We start from the raw sequence: 14,893 nt of genomic DNA on the forward strand, positions 1-14,893 counted from the left end.
AACAGACTGTTCAGCGAACCGCGGGCAGCCACTTCAGCAAGGTAGCGTAGAGGTGTTCGGGATCGACCGGCTTGGCAATATGGTCGTTCATGCCGGCCTCGAAGCAGGCCTGGCGGTCTTCCTCGAAGGCATTGGCGGTCATCGCCAGGATGGGCGTGGCCCGGCCGTTGGGCAGCGAGCGGATCAGGCGGGTTGCCGCCAGCCCATCGAGGACCGGCATCTGCATGTCCATCAGGATGGCGTCGTAGCAGTGGGCGCGGACCTGCGCGACGGCCGTTGCACCATCGTCGGCGACATCGACCTGGAGGCCGACGCTGTCGAGCAGGTCGACCGCAATTTCCCGGTTGATCGGGTTGTCCTCGGCGAGCAGGACACGGGTCGGCCCGCGCTGACGCAGGCGTTCCTCCGCTTCGCCGAGGGAAAGCCGGGTTTCCGCTCCGGTGGCCTGGACGTGCTCGGTCAGGGCCCCCTGCAGCAGGTCGAACAGTCGGGAAGGGCCGACCGGCTTGGGCAGCACCGCGAAATAGCCGGAGCTCGCCAGATCGTCGGCCGAGAGCGGTTCCTGGTGGGCGGTGACGAGCAGGCGGACGGGTGGGTGGTTGAGATGGGTGGCGGCCAGACGGTGGCCGACCTGCAGCCCGTCGATTCCCGGCATCTGCCAGTCGATCAGGGCCAGGTCGTAGGGCTGGCCGGCAATATCGGCACTGTCGATGCGTTGCAGCGCCTGCTCGCCATTGGCGACGGCGGTGACCTGCAGGCCGAACATGCCGAGCATGTCGGTCAGCGCCTCGCGGGCTTCCGGCAGGTCGTCGGCGACCAGGGCGCGCAGGCCATGGGTATCCACCTGCCCCTGGCGCGGCGGCTTGCGCGTCCGGCTGTTGGCGAGCGGCACCTCGAACCAGAACGTGCTGCCATGACCCGGCTGACTATCGACGCCGATGCGGCCGCCCATCATCTCCACCAAGCGGCGGCTGATCGCCAGGCCGAGGCCGGTACCGCCGTACTTGCGGGTGGTCGAGGTGTCGGCCTGTTCGAAGGCGGTGAACAGGCGTGCCTGCTGATCCGGCGTGAGGCCGATGCCGGTGTCGCGCACTTCGAAGCGGGCGACGATGCCACCTTCATCGGCGGCGATCTGCCGGGCGTGCAGGCTGATGCAGCCGCGCTCGGTGAACTTGACGGCATTGCCGGCGAAATTGAGCAGGATCTGCCCGATGCGCAGTCCGTCGCCGTGCAGCATGACCGGCATGGCATGGATGTCGGTGACCAGTTCGATCTGTTTGCTTTCCGCCTTGTCGCGGATCAGGCTGACGACGTTGTCGATGATGCGTTCGATCTCGAAATCCGTGGCTTCGAGGTGTAGCTTGCCGGCCTCGATCTTCGACATGTCGAGAATGTCGTTGATGATGGCGAGCAGATGGTTGGCGGCATCGCCGATCTTCCGCAGGCGCTCGGTGTGCTGCGGCTCGGTGATGCTGCGCTGGAGCAGGTGGGTCATGCCGAGGATGGCGTTCATCGGCGTGCGGATTTCGTGGCTCATGTTGGCGACGAACTCGCTCTTCGCGCGTGCGGCTGCAGACAAGGTCTTCGAGGTGTTCCCGGTGCTGGCGCAGTTCCGCCTCGATACGCCGCTGTTCGGTAACGTCCCGGAAGGTCAGCACGCCGCCGACGACGCGGCCGTCCTCGACCTGCGGCGTGGTCTGGTAGTCGGCCAGAAAGCTGCTGCCGTCGTGCCGCCAGAAGGTGTCGCAACCCGTCCGGTGGTCGCGCCGGCCGAGCAGGGCCTGGTCGATCGGGCATTCCCCGGCCGGGTAGGGGCTGCCATCGGCCCGGCTGTGATGGGTCAGTGCGTGCAGCGACTGGCCGATCATGGTCTGCCGCGGGTAACCGAATGCCGCCTCGGCCGCCGGGTTCAGGTAGGCCACGCGGCCGTCGGCATCGATGCCGACAACGCCATCGCCGACCGCATCGAGGATGCGCGCATGGTTCTTCGAGACTTCGCGCAGGGTGCGCAGCGCATCTTCCGTGGCCGACCAGGCGGTGCGGATGCGCTGGATGGTCTCCAGTTGGAAGATGCCGAGCAGGCGGCCGAGCGTGATGGTGATGGCGATCGCGCACAGGGCGCGGAACAGTTGCACCGGCAGGCCGACCCGGTCGAGGAAGATGTTCTGGTTGAAGAGCGAGGCGGGTGCCCAGTCGGCAGCCGGGACGACCAGGCCACCGAAGAAGCCATAGGCGAAGAAGGCGCTGCCGGCCAGCCGGCCAAGCCGGCTCAGGCGGGCCCGGTGGGCCGGGCCGAAGGCGGGAATCAGCTGCTCGCGGGTGTAGCGCAGCAGGGCATAGCCGGCCAGCAGCGAAGCCGGCAGGCTGAGCAGGTAGCGCGACAGGATCGAAGCCAAGGCCAGCGGTTCGGCCGATTGCCAGGCGAGCAGTCCGCCACCGCCGAGCAGCGGGGCGTAGAGGGCAGGCCCGAGCAGGCGATGGCCGAGGCTGCCGGCCGGCAGGCAGTGGCGCAGCAGGCGGCGGCCGAAGTCGAACAGCAGCAGGTAGGAGGCGATCTGGGTGGCGGGGCGCAACACATCCACCACCGGCTGCGGGCCATGCAGCTGGCGCCACATGTCCAGCCATTCCTGCGTGCCATGGACGAAGCCGAAGCCGGCGAGCAGCCAGAGCAGCGGCGACAGGGCCAGTTCGCTGCGGGTGTTCTGGCGCACGCTGATCATCAGCCCGAGCGCCATGAAGGCAGCGCCGTAGATCAGGTAAACCACATCCATGTGGGGATGCAGGAAATGGGTTGGGGTGGGCATTGGAAGCCGGAAAAGTCGGACCGGACGATGATTATACCGCTAATGCAATTTAAAGGTTTTTGTGATTTTTGGTGTATTGCGGGCTTGCTTCCCGGCCGGGCTGGTCGATGTCTGGCCGTTCGGGCAAAAGGCGTGACCGTTCCGGGCAATCTGTGCGATATTCGCCATGTTCATTTCATAACGCCTGTCGTTTTCGGCACATTTCCTGAAGCGATCTTCATGGCCCGGCACCAATTACGGCACCGCCTCCTCATCGTCGCCCTGGGCGTGTGGACTGCCCTGATCGGCTTTTCCATCTTCTGGAACCTCAGCAATACCGAGGCGCAGATCATGAAGCTGGCCTATACCGAAGCGCAGGCCAACCTGAACAAGGATATTTCCTTCCGGCGCTGGGGCACGCTGCATGGCGGCGTTTATGTGCCGATCACCGACACCCAGAAATCGGTGCCCTACCTCGCCCATGTGCCGGGGCGCGATGTCGAGACGACCGATGGCCGCCAGCTGACCCTGCTCAACCCGGCCTCCATGCTGCGCCAGATGATGGACCTCTACGCCGCGGAATACGGCGTGCGCGGCCGCATCACCGGCCTGCGTTTCCTCAACCCCGGCAACGCGCCGGACGACTGGGAGCGCGAACAGCTCGAACGCTTCACGCGCGGCGAGGCGCGCGAGGTGTGGGCAGTGAACCAGATCGACGGCAAGCCCCACCTGCGCTACCTGCGGGCCATGTTCATGGAGCCGGGCTGCGACAAGTGCCACGCCATCCTGGGCTACAAGACAGGCGACATGCGCGGTGCCACCGGCCTCAACCTGCCCCTGGCGCCCTACCTGGAGCAGGTGACGACGGCCAAGTTGAATCTCGGCCTGACGCATGTGGTGATCTGGCTGATCGGCCTGGGCGGCATTTTCTGGGGCAACTGGCTGGGCGCCAACTGGGCCCGCGAACGCGACCAGGCGCATGCCGCGCTGGTGTGCCATCGCGACGACTTGGAAAAGCAGATTGCCGAGCGGACGGCCGAGCTGTCGGAATCGATGCGCGCCGCCGAAGCCGCCAGCCGCGCCAAGAGCACCTTCCTGGCCAACATGAGCCACGAGATCCGCACGCCGCTCAACGCCATCAACGGCGGGCTCCACCAGTTGCGGCGCAGCGGCCTGCCGGCAGCCCAGCTGGCCCTGTTGAACAAGATCGACACGGCCGGCCGGCACCTGCTCGACCTGATCAACGGCGTACTCGATTTGTCGAAGATCGAAGCCGGCAAGTTCACGCTGACCCAGGCCGCCCTGTCGGTGCGCCAGATCGTCGGCAATCTGCTGTCGATGCAGCAGGAGCGGGCGGCGGAAAAGGGCCTGGCCCTGCGCGCCGACATCGACCCGCGCATTCCGGATTGCCTGCTCGGCGACAGCCTGCGCCTGCAACAGGCCTTGCTCAACTACGTCGGCAACGCCCTCAAGTTCACCGACACGGGCAGCGTGACGCTGCGCGTCCGCCTGCTCGAACAGGCGACGGACGACGTCCGGCTGCGCTTCGAGGTCGAAGATACCGGCATTGGTATTGCGGCGGAGGATTTGCCGACGCTCTTCTCGGAATTCGAGCAGGTCGACAATTCACCGACCCGCCGCCACGGCGGCACCGGCCTCGGCCTGGCGATCACCCGCAAGATCGCCCGCCTGATGGGCGGCGAGGCCGGGGCGGAAAGCCGGGTGGGGCAGGGCAGCCTGTTCTGGTTCGAGGGGCGTTTTGCCATCGATCATGCCGGGCCGGCTTGCCAGCCGGCAGTCGACCTTGAGACGGTGATCCGCCGCCTGGCCGAGGTCGGGCGCGGCAAGCGCCTGCTGCTGGCCGAGGATGACCCGATCAACCAGGAGATTGCCCTGTCGCTGCTCGAAGATGTCGGGCTGGTCCCCGACATCGCTGGCGACGGTCGCCAGGCGGTCGACGCGGCAGCCCGCCAGGCCTACGACCTGATCCTGATGGACATGCAGATGCCGGTCATGGACGGTCTGGCCGCCACCCGCGCCATTCGTGCGCTGCCGGGCGGCGGCCGGGTGCCGATTGTCGCGATGACCGCCAACGCCTTCGCCGAAGACCGTCAGCGGTGCATCGAGGCCGGCATGAACGATTTCCTCGCCAAGCCGGTCGAGCCGCAACTGCTCTACACCACCCTGCTGCGCATCCTGGCCGGTACCAGTAACCCTGCTTACTCGGCGTAGAAGCCAACGCCGATCAGGCTGCCGTTCTCGCGGCGGATGAAGGTGCGTTTCTTTTCCACGGCATTGGTCACCGGGTTGCGCCAGACGTAATCGACAGTGCCCTCGCCCTTGGTCTTGGCCAGCTCGAGCATTTCCTTGATCAGCGGCTTGCCCTCGACGTCGTGCAGGTCGGTGGCATCGGCGCCAACCCACTTCGGGTTCATGCCGTGGGCTTCGAACTTGCCGCTTTGCAGGTTGACGGCAAAGACGTAGAGATCGTCGCGCACGAAGCTGCCCCGCGTGTCATTGAAACTGGCCGCCGCCTTGGCGATACCGAGTTTCTTGACTTCGGCGCTGGCTGCGTTGAGCAGATTGCGGGCGTCGTCGGCCGTCGAGCGGGGGGCGTAGTAGCCGACGCCGAGGATGTAGTCGCCTTCACGGTGCAGCCAGGCCACCTTGGGCTCGACATGGTTGCTCTTGCGGTTGAGCCAGACGTAGCGGATCTTCGCTTCCTGCTGCTTGTCGGTGACAGCGATCATGTTGCGGAACAACGGGTTGCCGGAAGCATCGACGGTGTCGAGCACATTGAGGCCGACCAGGTCGATCGGTGCGGCGCCGTTGGCGATGTAGGTGCCCTTGTTGTCAATCACGTAAACGTAGAGATCCTTCTTCACGAAGGGGCCGGTGCGGTTGTTGAAGGCCTTCCACGACTTATCCGGGCCGTTGGCCTTCAGGTAGCTGACCGCCTGGTCGAACAGGGCGCGGGCTTCGCGCGGCGTGGCATGGTCGGCAGCGGCTGCCAGCGAGCTGGCGACGACGAGGCTGAGGGCGGCGAGCCCGTGGGGAATGCGGCGTTGCATGAAGATGTCTCCGTTTGGTTTGTGTGAAAGAAGCGGCTTGGTCAGGCGCTGACCGGGTCGCGCATGTCGACCAGGCCATGCCGGGCGGCAAGGTGAAGCAGTTTGAAATCGCTGTCGGCATCGAGCTTTTGCCGGATCAGCGACAGGTAATTGAGGATGGTCTTGGTGCTCAGGTGCATGGCACCGGCGATGTCGGCCGCCGTGTCGCCGTGGGCCAGCATGCGCAGGACCTCGAATTCGCGCGGCGTCAGGTGCTGCAGCGGCGCTTCGCCGTCCCGCGCCTCGTCGGCCAGCACGTCGGCGACATCCGGCGAGAAGGCGCGGCGGCCGGCGGCGATGCGGCGCAGGGCATCGATCACGTCATCGGGTTCGCAATATTTGGTCAGGTAGCCATGGGCGCCGCTTTTCAGGGCTTGGCGCACATGACCGGCACCTTCGTGCATGGAAAGCACCAGGACACGCAGGCGGGGATGACGGGCGAGCATGCCGCGGATCGCTTCCAGGCCGCTGCTGCCCTTGAGGCTGAGGTCGACCAGTGCGACATCGGGCTGGCTGCGCAGGACCAGGGCATTGGCTTCGTCGGCACTGGCAGCTTCGCCCACCACGTCGAAATCCCCCTCGGCCGAGAGCAGCCGGCGGTAGCCGGTACGAACCACGGCATGGTCGTCGATCAACACGATGCGGATCATTGCTTTGCTCCTCGTTGCTCAGCTGTTGTTGCCCTGGCCGGTACCCGGGCGGTAACGCACAGGCCCCTGCCATCCCTTTCGCCGGTGGCTGCCAGCCGCAGCCAGCCGCCGGCCATATCCAGCCGCTCCGCCATGCCGAGCAGGCCGCCGCGACGAACCGGTCCGGCGGGCAGGCCCTGGCCGTCATCAACGATGCGCGCCTCGACCCACAGGCCGGCCTCGGCCAGGCTGACCCGACAATGCCGGGCGCCGCTGTGGCGGACAACGTTGGTCAGGGCTTCCTGCACGACCCGGTAGAGGGCCAGCGCACCGGCCTCATCAACCGGCGGCGGTGCGCCGGGTAACTCCACTGCAAATTCAATGCCGGTTTCCCGGCTGCGCCAGCCATCGACCAGTTCGCGCAGGCTTTCGGCCAGGCCGGCGGCATCCAGTCCATGCGGTCGCAGGGTCTTCAGCATGTGGCGCAATTGCTCGCCGCAACTGCGGATGTCGCGTCGCAAGTCGGCAGCGCAGTCGGCCACGGCGGCGGCGTCGAGTTGCCCGGCATGGCGTTCGAGATGGGCTGCGGTGACGTTCAGGGCGGTCAGGCTCTGCCCCATGTCGTCGTGCAGTTCGCGGGCGAGGGCTCGGCGTTCGTCTTCCTGGACGCTGATCAGTTGCCGGGCGAGTTCGCGCTGGGCGCCTTGCGCGGCCTGCAGGGCTGTCGCCAGCTGGTTGATGGCGCCGGCGACGCGGGCGAATTCGCGCAGGGTGAAGGCGGGCAGGGCGGGGTCGGGTTCGCCCTGCGCCAGGCGGTGCAGGCCGGCTTCCAGGTCGCGCACCGGGCGCAGCGCACGGTCGGCAACCAGCCAGGCGACGAGCAGGGTTGTTCCAGAATAGAGCAGCAGGGTGATCAATAGTCGAACAGTGTCCCCCAGCCGCTCGTCGATTTCGGAATCCGGCCGCGGGGCGATGATCAACTGGTGCTCGCCGATGCGGATCTGTTGTTCGGCTGAGCGCGCCGGCTGCAGACCGAGCCACCGGGTCCAGCCACGGCTGGTCGTGGCAGGCGGCGGCTGGTCGGCCGGGCGGATGCTCAGGTGGCGCAGCTCGGCACCCGCCAGCGCCTCGGCCAGCGCCGTTGGACTGGCTGTGGTGGCCGCGAGCAGGGTGGCGACCAGCCGCTCCGACGCGGCGACCTCGGCCTCGATGTCCTGGCGTAGCGACGAGAGCTGCACCAGCATGGCGACGGCGAGCAAGCCGCCGAGCAGCAGGCCAAGCCGGCCCATCAGGCGGCGGCGCAGATCCATGTTTTCCCTCCTTCTTGTCTCTGGTCGTGGTTGAGCAGGTTTCGTACCCAGTCCGGGAAGATTTCCCGGAAAGCCGGGGAGGTTCTCCCGAGACAGCCGAGCGGGCGCCTTCCTACACTGGGCCGGCCAGTCGGATAAGGGCCGGCTCACGACGCAACGCATAACCTGGAGACACGGAAGAACATGAAAACAATGCACATCACTCCCCGCCGCACCTTGCTGGCCGCGCTTGTCGCCGCCATCTGCACGGCACCGGCCATGGCCAGCAAGCCGGTAAGCTGGGAAGACATCCTCAACGACGACAAGACGACACAGGACGTGCTGTCCTACGGGCTTGGCCTGAAAGCGCAACGCCATAGCCCGCTGGCCAAGATCAACACCAAGAACGTCGAGCACCTGGTACCGGCCTGGAGCTTTTCCTTCGGCGGCGAAAAACAGCGCGGCCAGGAAGCGCAAGCCCTGGTGCACGACGGGGTGATCTATGTCACCGCTTCCTATTCCCGCATCTACGCGGTCGATGCCCGCACCGGCAAGCGCCTGTGGGAATATGAAGCCCGCCTGCCGGACGATATCCGCCCGTGCTGCGACGTGATTAACCGGGGCGCTGCGATCTATGGCGACAAGGTCTATTTCGGCACGCTCGATGCGGCCATCGTCGCCCTCAACAAGGACACCGGCAAGGTGGTCTGGCGCAAGAAGTTCGGCGACCACAAGGTCGGCTACACGATGACCGGTGCGCCCTTCGTCGTGAAAGACCAGAAGAGCGGCAAGGTGCTGCTGGTGCATGGCTCGTCGGGTGACGAGTTCGGCGTCGTCGGCTGGCTGTTTGCCCGTGATCCGGAAACCGGCGAGGAAGTCTGGGCCCGCCCGATGGTCGAAGGCCACATGGGCCGCCTGAACGGCAAGGACAGCACGACGACAGGCGACCCGAAGGCGCCGAGCTGGCCGGAAGGCCCGGACGGCAAGAAGGTCGAAGCCTGGAATCACGGTGGCGGCGCCCCATGGCAGACGGCAAGCTACGACGTCGACAAGAACATGGTGGTCATCGGCTCCGGCAACCCGGCACCGTGGAACACCTGGCACCGCACGAAGGAAGGCGACGATCCGCGTAACTGGGACAGCCTGTTCACCTCCGGCCAGGCCTATGTCGATGCCAACACTGGCGAGTTGAAAGGCTTCTTCCAGCACACCCCGAACGACGCCTGGGACTTCTCCGGCAACAACTCGGTCGTGCTGTTCGAGTACAAGGATCCGAAGACCGGCAAGCTGGTCAAGGCCTCGGCCCACGCCGACCGCAACGGCTACTTCTTCGTGACCGACCGCGAAAAACTGACCGACGGCGCCGGCTATCCGAACAAGCCGACTTCGCTGATCGGCGCCTGGCCGTTCGTCGAGGGCATTACCTGGGCAAAGAGCTGGAACCTGCAGACCGGCAAGCCGAACATTGTCGAAGGCCAGCACCCGCCGAAGCCGAAGGAGGGGGCCGACAAGGGCGAATCGATCTTCGTCTCGCCGCCTTTCCTGGGCGGCACCAACTGGATGCCGATGAGCTACAGCCCGCAGACCGAGCTGTTCTACATCCCGGCCAACCACTGGGCGATGGACTACTGGACGGAAAAACTGACCTACAAGGCCGGTTCCGCCTACCTGGGCCAGGGCTTCCGCATCAAGCGCCTGTTCGACGATCACGTCGGCACCCTGCGCGCCATGGACCCGAAGACCGGCAAGATCGTCTGGGAGCACAAGGAGAAATTCCCGCTCTGGGCCGGCACCCTGACTACCGCCGGCGGCCTCGTCTTCACCGGCACGTCGGACGGCTACGTCAAGGCCTTCGACGCCAGGAACGGCAAGGAGCTGTGGAAGTTCCAGACCGGCTCCGGCGTGGTGTCCGTGCCGATCACCTGGGAAATGGATGGCGAGCAGTACGTCGGTATCCAGTCCGGCTACGGCGGTGCGGTGCCGCTGTGGGGCGGCGACATGGCCGACCTGACCAAGCAGGTCACGCAAGGCGGCTCGATGTGGGTGTTCAAGCTGCCCAAGCTGGCCCGTCGCTGAGACTGGGGTTCTCCCACCGCCGCGGTACGACTTTCCCCGCCCGTGGCGGCTTCCCTGGCAGGGCCGGCGCTGCATGGACGCCGGTCCTGTCCCTCTTTCCGGAGAACTTGCCTGATCCGTCAGGAGCCTGACTATGCCCAGAACACGCTACCTCTACCCCCTGCTTGTCGCGCTGCTCGGCCATCCGCCTGGCGTCTTGGCCCAGGAGGGCGATCCGCCGGTCATCAATGGGTGCGGCATTTGGCCGCATGCCCAATGCCGTGGCGTCGACCTGCGCCACGCCAACCTGGCGGGGAAGAACCTGGCCGGCGCCGATTTTTCCGGCGCCAACCTGGCCCGCGTCAATTTCACCGGCGCCAATCTGGCCGGTGCCAATTTCGACGGGGCTGACCTGACGGCGGCCAGACTCGTCAAGGTGACCGCGCCGACGGCAACCTTTCGTGGCGCCAGGCTGGTTGGCGCCGATCTCGAGTTTGCCCGCCTGTTCCGCACCGATTTCACGCAAGCCGACCTGACTGGCGCCAACCTTGAGGCGGCCAAGGTCAATTTCGCCTGGTTTACCGGCGCCCGGCTGACCAACGCCAACCTGCAGGAAACCAAGATGTTCACCGTCAATCTGCGCCATGCCGACCTGACCGGTACCTACCGCCGCTTCGCTGTCTTCCAGGATGCGGATTTCGAGGGCTGTACCGGTTGCCCGACCGATTGGTGAGACGATGATGCGCCGCATTCTCCTTGCCCTGTCCTTCGCGTTGACCGTGCTGCCGCTCGCGGCCAGCGAACCCGCCAGCGCCCCGCCAGTCGACGCCGGCCGCCTGCCGGTGCTCGGTACCACCTGGCTTGTCGCCAATCCCTACCGGCAGCAGGCCGCGGCGACAGAAGCCATCGCCCTCGGTCGCGATGCCTACAACCAGGCCTGCGCCCGTTGCCATGGGGCCGATGCGAGCACCCATGCCGCACCGGCGCCCGATCTGCGCAACCTCAACCGTTCCTGCCGCCGGATGGCCGATCCTGATCTCAAGGCCTGGTGCCAGCGCGATAACGATGCCTATTTCGCCAAGACGGTGCGTCACGGCAAGATCATCGTCGGCGTCACCCACATGCCGGCCTGGGATGGCGTATTGAAGCAGGAACTGGCCTGGGCCATCCAGTTGTTCATTGAAGATCGGGCAGCCGCAAAGTAGGGGAGGGCCGCCGCGCATGCTTTGCCGAGTGGCGTCCAATGCCAGCACGCTCTCCCTGATCAGGAGGTAAACCACGCCGGGCCACCGTCGACTGGAGCAAACCGGAATAGCGTCTAGACTGATAGTGAGTCTGGCCTTCCGGAAGTTGTTGCCGGAATTTGATCGATCGTTGCTGTGGAGAGAAATCATGACCAAGAGGAATCTCAGAATCCTGTTCCTGGCCCTCGCAATGGGCGGTTTCGGTGCTGGCGCAGTGGCCGATGAGGCTCCGATCTACGGTAGCCAGTTGATGACCAACCAGGAGCGCATCGAGCATCGCAACCAGTTGCGTAATGCCAAGACGGTCGAAGAACGCGAGCAGATTCGTCTGCAACATCACGAGCAGATGCAGTTGCGTGCCAAGGAGCGCGGGGTGACCCTGCCGGATGCGCCACCGCCCCAGGGCGGTGGCATGGGACGTCGCATGGGTCCGGGAGGCGGAATGGGTCCGGGCATGGGCGGAATGGGGCCGGGGGGTGGCATGGGTCCCGGTGGTGGCATGGGCCCCGGCCGCAATCGCTGATCGGGCTGCCTGGTTAGAATGCCCAGCCGGCCTTCACGCCGAGGCCGGTTGTGCTGTTGCCGCTCAGCGGGGTGCCCGTTTCCGGGTGGGCGTCACTGGGTTTGGAGTGACCCTCTGAATCGACCGCCACCAGCGTGTTGCCGCCCTGGAAGGGGTGCTGGATCAGGCATTGGCCTGAATGATCCGGCGTTTCGTAGAAAGCCGGGCGGCAATCGAGTGACTGGCTGCTTGTCAGTTGGTGCGAACCTAGAACGGTCGCATGCGTGCTTCCATCTTTACTACCGTGTTGTTGGCCGGAACATTGACGATTTCATTGAACCCGACTTCGGTTTTCACCCGGAAGTGCTGTTCCTCAGTCTGGACGACCAGTCGCGGAACATCGGTAACGCCATGGCGGCTGACGACATAGCCCGCGGTCTCGTAGCGGGTGCCAACAGGAACAGTTTCCTGGCCGCTCGAGGTGATAAGCATGTTTTCCACATAGATCAGGTAGTTGCCGGGGCGCATCTCGGTGAATTCGAACAGGCCGTTGCCGTCGGTCTTTGTGGCCAGGGCGTATTTGTGAATACGCGGGTCACCGATGAAGCGCTTCAGTTGAACCTTCCGCCAGGCGCGTTGAGAACGGTTTTCGCTTTCCAGGCGAACGATCTCCTTGACGTGTTCGGTCGCCGGGTAGAGATACACCGTCACACCGGATATCGGCGATCCCTGTGAAAAATTCAGGATGGGTGCATCCCGCCCCGCCTGTTTGCCGCCATTGATGATCTTGTGGAATACCACGCCCTTGATGGTGCTGCTCCCCTTGGCCAGGGCCGTTTTGGCATAGGCTTCGTCAAAGGGCGGTGAGGTGACGGTCACCGTGACCGGCGTATCCAGTTGTTGGTCCTGGACCTTCATTTCCGCGCGGCGCATTTCGCTGCCGCAAGAAGCAAGCAGGCCACGATCATCGGCATGGTTCTCATTGCGGGCGGGACACGCATCGCTCAGTCATTCCTTTCGCTGGGTCGTCGAGGGGGCGTAATGGCCAAAAAATGACATTGTAATTGAATCGCGCCCTGCCTTTGAACACCGGGGACGGCTGACGGAGCGAAAGAAAAAACGGCCCGGGTGCCGAGGCAGCCGGGCCGTGGGGAGTGGCAGTCGCCTGCCTTGGGAGAGATCAGCCCTTGTGCAGCTTGAAGACCCAGACGGAACCACCCTGTTCCAGGTAGTTCACGCGCTTGGCCACGTCGCCGCCCCAGAGCGGCACGGCGCCGCCCCAGCCGGTGGTGACGGCGATCATCTGCTCGCCGTCCTGTTCCCAGGTGACCGGCGGTGCGACGATGCCGGTGCCGGTCTGGAAGGACCACAGTTCCTTGCCGGTCTTGGCGTCGACGCCCTTCAGGTAGCCTTCCGGGGTGCCGTAGAAGATCAGGCCGCCGGCGGTGGTCAGGACGCCACCCCAGAGCGGGGCGTAGTTCTTGTTTTCCCAGACGATCTTGCCGCTGACCGGATCAACGGCGCGCAGCACGCCGATGTAATCGTCGTTCAGCGCCTTGATGGTGAAGCCGGCGCCGAGGTAGGCAGCGCCCTTCTTGTAGGCGATCGGTTCGTTCCAGATATCCATCGCCCACTCGTTGGCCGGTACGTAGAAGAGGCCGGTCTGCGGGCTGTAGGCGATCTGTTGCTGGTTCTTGCCGCCGAGGAAGGACGGGGCGGAGAAGACGACCTTGCCCTTCTTGCCGTCGGCGGTTTCCGACGGATCACCCGGCCGGCCATCCGGCGTGTAGAGCGGGCGGCCGGTGTTCATGTCGTAGCCGGTGGCCCAGGTGATCTTGTTCACGAAGGGGAAGGCGTTGAGCAGCTTGCCGTTGGTCCGGTCGTTCACGAAGAAGAAACCGTTGCGGTCGGCCTTGCCGCCGGCCTTGATCAGCTTGCCCGTCTTCGGGTCCTTGTAGTCGAAGGAAACGAATTCGTTCACACCGTCGAAGTCCCAGCCGTCGTGCGGGGTGTTCTGGTAGTGCCAGACGATCTTGCCGGTGTCGGCGTCGATGGCCACGGTGGAGGACGAGAACAGGTTGTCGCCCGGACGCAGGTGGCTGTTCCACGGGGCCGGGTTGCCGGTGCCGGCGAAGATCAGGTTGGTTTCCGGATCGTAGGTGGCGCCGTTCCAGGTGGCGGCGCCGCCGGTCTTCCACAGGTCGCCGGTCCAGGTCGCGTTGAGGGTGCCGGAGATGCCGTTCTCGACCTTCTCCCCATCCTTCATGATGTAGCCCATGTGGCCTTCGACCGTCGGCCGGGTCCAGATCAGCTTGCCGGTCTTCGGGTCGCGCGCATCGATGCGCCCGACGACACCGAATTCACCGCCGGAAACGCCGGTGATCAGCTTGCCGCGGGCGATGATCGGGGCGGCGGTGGCCGAGTAGCCGGCGGCGTAGTCATCCAGCTTTTCCTTCCAGACGACCTTGCCGGTGTCCTGGTTGAGGGCGACCAGCTGGGCGTCCAGCGTGGCGAAGATGACCAGGTTGTCGTACAGCGCCGCGCCGCGGTTGATCACGTCGCAGCAGGGCATGATGCCGTCCGGCAGGCGGTGCTCATACTTCCACAGCTTCTTGCCGGTCTTTGCGTCCATCGCGAACAGGCGGCTGTAGGAGGCGGTGACGAACATCTTGCCGTTGTGGATGACCGGCTGCGATTCCTGGCCGCGCTGCTTCTCGCCGCCGAAGGACATCGACCAGGCAGGCACCAGGTTCTTCACCGTCTTGGTGTTGATCTGGGTGCTCGGGCTGAAGCGCTGGCCCTGGGTGCCGAGGCCGAAACTGACGACGTCGCCCTTGGTCTTGGCATCGTTCAGGATGTCCTCGTCGGTGACGACGGCGGATGCCTGGCCGGCGGTCAGCAGGGCTGCCGCAAGCAGGGCGATCGTGCTCCGCTTGAAGGGGGTGTGACTGTGCATGGATTGTCTCCTTGGTTTATCCAATTGGTTCCGGCCGGCCGGGGTGTTGGTCGTTGCCCGGCTGTCCGGTGAAACCTGCTGGCGCGCCGCCTTCCTTTCCCTGAATCGGCGCACTGGCGGAGGGAGTGTTCGCAAGGCTTGTGCCAAGCCGCCGTGGAATGCGCCGTTGCCCGATTGGCGCGGCGAAGCGCCCGATCACCGGGTTTTTCGGGGTGCGCCGCTGTCACACAAGGCGCTGTATCAAATGTCACCAGCTGCTCCAAAGTTGCACAGCAGCGTTAAGGCGACGCCATGACGATGCCGTGTGCCAAAGGCGAAATGGCCG

General features: G+C 65.3%; 12 protein-coding genes and 2 pseudogenes. 6 read left to right on the plus strand and 8 right to left on the minus strand.

The window, feature by feature from the left end:
• Window positions 1-10: 10 nt before the first annotated feature.
• From K420_RS18610 to K420_RS20880, 3 genes and pseudogenes are all read right to left on the minus strand, one after another.
• Complete coding sequence (locus K420_RS18610) at window positions 11-1,384, minus strand: response regulator (protein ID WP_408605881.1); 1,374 nt, start codon at window positions 1,382-1,384, stop codon at window positions 11-13.
• 39 nt (window positions 1,385-1,423) lie between these two features.
• Window positions 1,424-1,537: pseudogene (locus tag K420_RS21165) on the minus strand (histidine kinase dimerization/phospho-acceptor domain-containing protein); the annotation flags it as partial.
• An 82-nt stretch (window positions 1,538-1,619) separates the two neighbouring features.
• Window positions 1,620-2,615: pseudogene (locus tag K420_RS20880) on the minus strand (PAS domain-containing protein); the annotation flags it as partial.
• On the opposite strand from K420_RS20880, the gene K420_RS20705 reads away from it, so the two are divergent.
• A complete protein-coding gene (locus tag K420_RS20705) occupies window positions 2,614-2,751 on the plus strand; it encodes a hypothetical protein (protein WP_198293827.1) in 138 nt (45 codons plus the stop codon). The pseudogene K420_RS20880 and the gene K420_RS20705 sit on opposite strands and share 2 nt — an antisense overlap.
• A 272-nt stretch (window positions 2,752-3,023) precedes the next feature.
• Complete coding sequence (locus K420_RS20710; RefSeq protein ID WP_198293828.1) at window positions 3,024-5,015, plus strand: hybrid sensor histidine kinase/response regulator; 1,992 nt, start codon at window positions 3,024-3,026, stop codon at window positions 5,013-5,015.
• Here the strand turns inward: K420_RS20710 and K420_RS0109700 are convergent.
• From K420_RS0109700 to K420_RS18620, 3 genes are read right to left on the minus strand one after another with little or no spacing between them, the layout of a single operon-like run.
• Complete coding sequence (locus K420_RS0109700) at window positions 5,003-5,854, minus strand: cache domain-containing protein (RefSeq protein WP_027457884.1); 852 nt, start codon at window positions 5,852-5,854, stop codon at window positions 5,003-5,005. The two genes, K420_RS20710 and K420_RS0109700, sit on opposite strands and share 13 nt — an antisense overlap.
• 41 nt (window positions 5,855-5,895) lie before the next feature.
• Entirely contained in the window at window positions 5,896-6,543 is a 648-nt protein-coding gene (locus tag K420_RS0109705; RefSeq protein ID WP_027457885.1) for a response regulator, read from the minus strand.
• Window positions 6,540-7,832, minus strand: coding sequence for a sensor histidine kinase (locus K420_RS18620; RefSeq protein WP_051453053.1), 1,293 nt, complete (start codon window positions 7,830-7,832; stop codon window positions 6,540-6,542). Before K420_RS18620 ends, K420_RS0109705 begins: the two co-directional genes overlap by 4 nt.
• 183 nt (window positions 7,833-8,015) lie before the next feature.
• On the opposite strand from K420_RS18620, the gene K420_RS0109715 reads away from it, so the two are divergent.
• The 4 genes from K420_RS0109715 to K420_RS0109730 all read left to right on the plus strand — a co-directional run bounded on the left by K420_RS0109715 (window position 8,016) and on the right by K420_RS0109730 (window position 11,633).
• Window positions 8,016-9,887, plus strand: a complete 1,872-nt coding sequence (locus K420_RS0109715) for a methanol/ethanol family PQQ-dependent dehydrogenase (protein ID WP_027457886.1) — start codon at window positions 8,016-8,018, stop codon at window positions 9,885-9,887.
• A 133-nt stretch (window positions 9,888-10,020) separates the two neighbouring features.
• Window positions 10,021-10,599 carry a pentapeptide repeat-containing protein gene (locus tag K420_RS0109720; protein WP_035854678.1) on the plus strand — a complete coding sequence of 193 codons (579 nt, stop codon included), beginning with the start codon at window positions 10,021-10,023 and terminating at the stop codon, window positions 10,597-10,599.
• Window positions 10,600-10,606: 7 nt separating this feature from the next.
• Window positions 10,607-11,071: a c-type cytochrome gene (locus tag K420_RS0109725; RefSeq protein WP_027457888.1), complete on the plus strand. Its 465-nt coding sequence runs from the start codon at window positions 10,607-10,609 to the stop codon at window positions 11,069-11,071.
• A 187-nt stretch (window positions 11,072-11,258) separates the two neighbouring features.
• A complete protein-coding gene (locus tag K420_RS0109730) occupies window positions 11,259-11,633 on the plus strand; it encodes a hypothetical protein (RefSeq protein WP_035854679.1) in 375 nt (124 codons plus the stop codon).
• Window positions 11,634-11,879: 246 nt separating this feature from the next.
• On the opposite strand, the gene K420_RS0109735 is transcribed toward K420_RS0109730, so the two are convergent.
• Window positions 11,880-12,530 (minus strand): hypothetical protein, encoded by a 651-nt coding sequence (locus K420_RS0109735; RefSeq protein WP_157275058.1) that lies wholly within the window; start codon window positions 12,528-12,530, stop codon window positions 11,880-11,882.
• Window positions 12,531-12,792: 262 nt separating this feature from the next.
• Window positions 12,793-14,568, minus strand: a complete 1,776-nt coding sequence (locus K420_RS0109740) for a PQQ-dependent methanol/ethanol family dehydrogenase (protein ID WP_027457891.1) — start codon at window positions 14,566-14,568, stop codon at window positions 12,793-12,795.
• Window positions 14,569-14,893 lie beyond the last annotated feature (325 nt).

The sequence above is a fragment of the Dechloromonas agitata is5 genome (genome assembly GCF_000519045.1).
Taxonomy (GTDB): domain Bacteria; phylum Pseudomonadota; class Gammaproteobacteria; order Burkholderiales; family Rhodocyclaceae; genus Azonexus; species Azonexus agitatus.

Excerpts from the sequence above, each read along its gene's own strand:
- K420_RS20710 (WP_198293828.1), top strand. The coding sequence starts at position 3,024 with ATGGCCCGGCACCAATTACGGCACCGCCTCCTCATCGTCGCCCTGGGC.
- K420_RS0109730 (WP_035854679.1), top strand. The coding sequence starts at position 11,259 with ATGACCAAGAGGAATCTCAGAATCCTGTTCCTGGCCCTCGCAATGGGC.
- K420_RS0109715 (WP_027457886.1), top strand. The coding sequence starts at position 8,016 with ATGAAAACAATGCACATCACTCCCCGCCGCACCTTGCTGGCCGCGCTT.
- K420_RS0109725 (WP_027457888.1), top strand. The coding sequence starts at position 10,607 with ATGCGCCGCATTCTCCTTGCCCTGTCCTTCGCGTTGACCGTGCTGCCG.
- K420_RS18610 (WP_408605881.1), bottom strand. The coding sequence starts at position 1,384 with ATGTCGAAGATCGAGGCCGGCAAGCTACACCTCGAAGCCACGGATTTC.
- K420_RS0109735 (WP_157275058.1), bottom strand. The coding sequence starts at position 12,530 with ATGAAGGTCCAGGACCAACAACTGGATACGCCGGTCACGGTGACCGTC.
- K420_RS0109720 (WP_035854678.1), top strand. The coding sequence starts at position 10,021 with ATGCCCAGAACACGCTACCTCTACCCCCTGCTTGTCGCGCTGCTCGGC.
- K420_RS20705 (WP_198293827.1), top strand. The coding sequence starts at position 2,614 with ATGTCCAGCCATTCCTGCGTGCCATGGACGAAGCCGAAGCCGGCGAGC.
- K420_RS0109700 (WP_027457884.1), bottom strand. The coding sequence starts at position 5,854 with ATGCAACGCCGCATTCCCCACGGGCTCGCCGCCCTCAGCCTCGTCGTC.
- K420_RS0109705 (WP_027457885.1), bottom strand. The coding sequence starts at position 6,543 with ATGATCCGCATCGTGTTGATCGACGACCATGCCGTGGTTCGTACCGGC.
- K420_RS0109740 (WP_027457891.1), bottom strand. The coding sequence starts at position 14,568 with ATGCACAGTCACACCCCCTTCAAGCGGAGCACGATCGCCCTGCTTGCG.
- K420_RS18620 (WP_051453053.1), bottom strand. The coding sequence starts at position 7,832 with ATGGATCTGCGCCGCCGCCTGATGGGCCGGCTTGGCCTGCTGCTCGGC.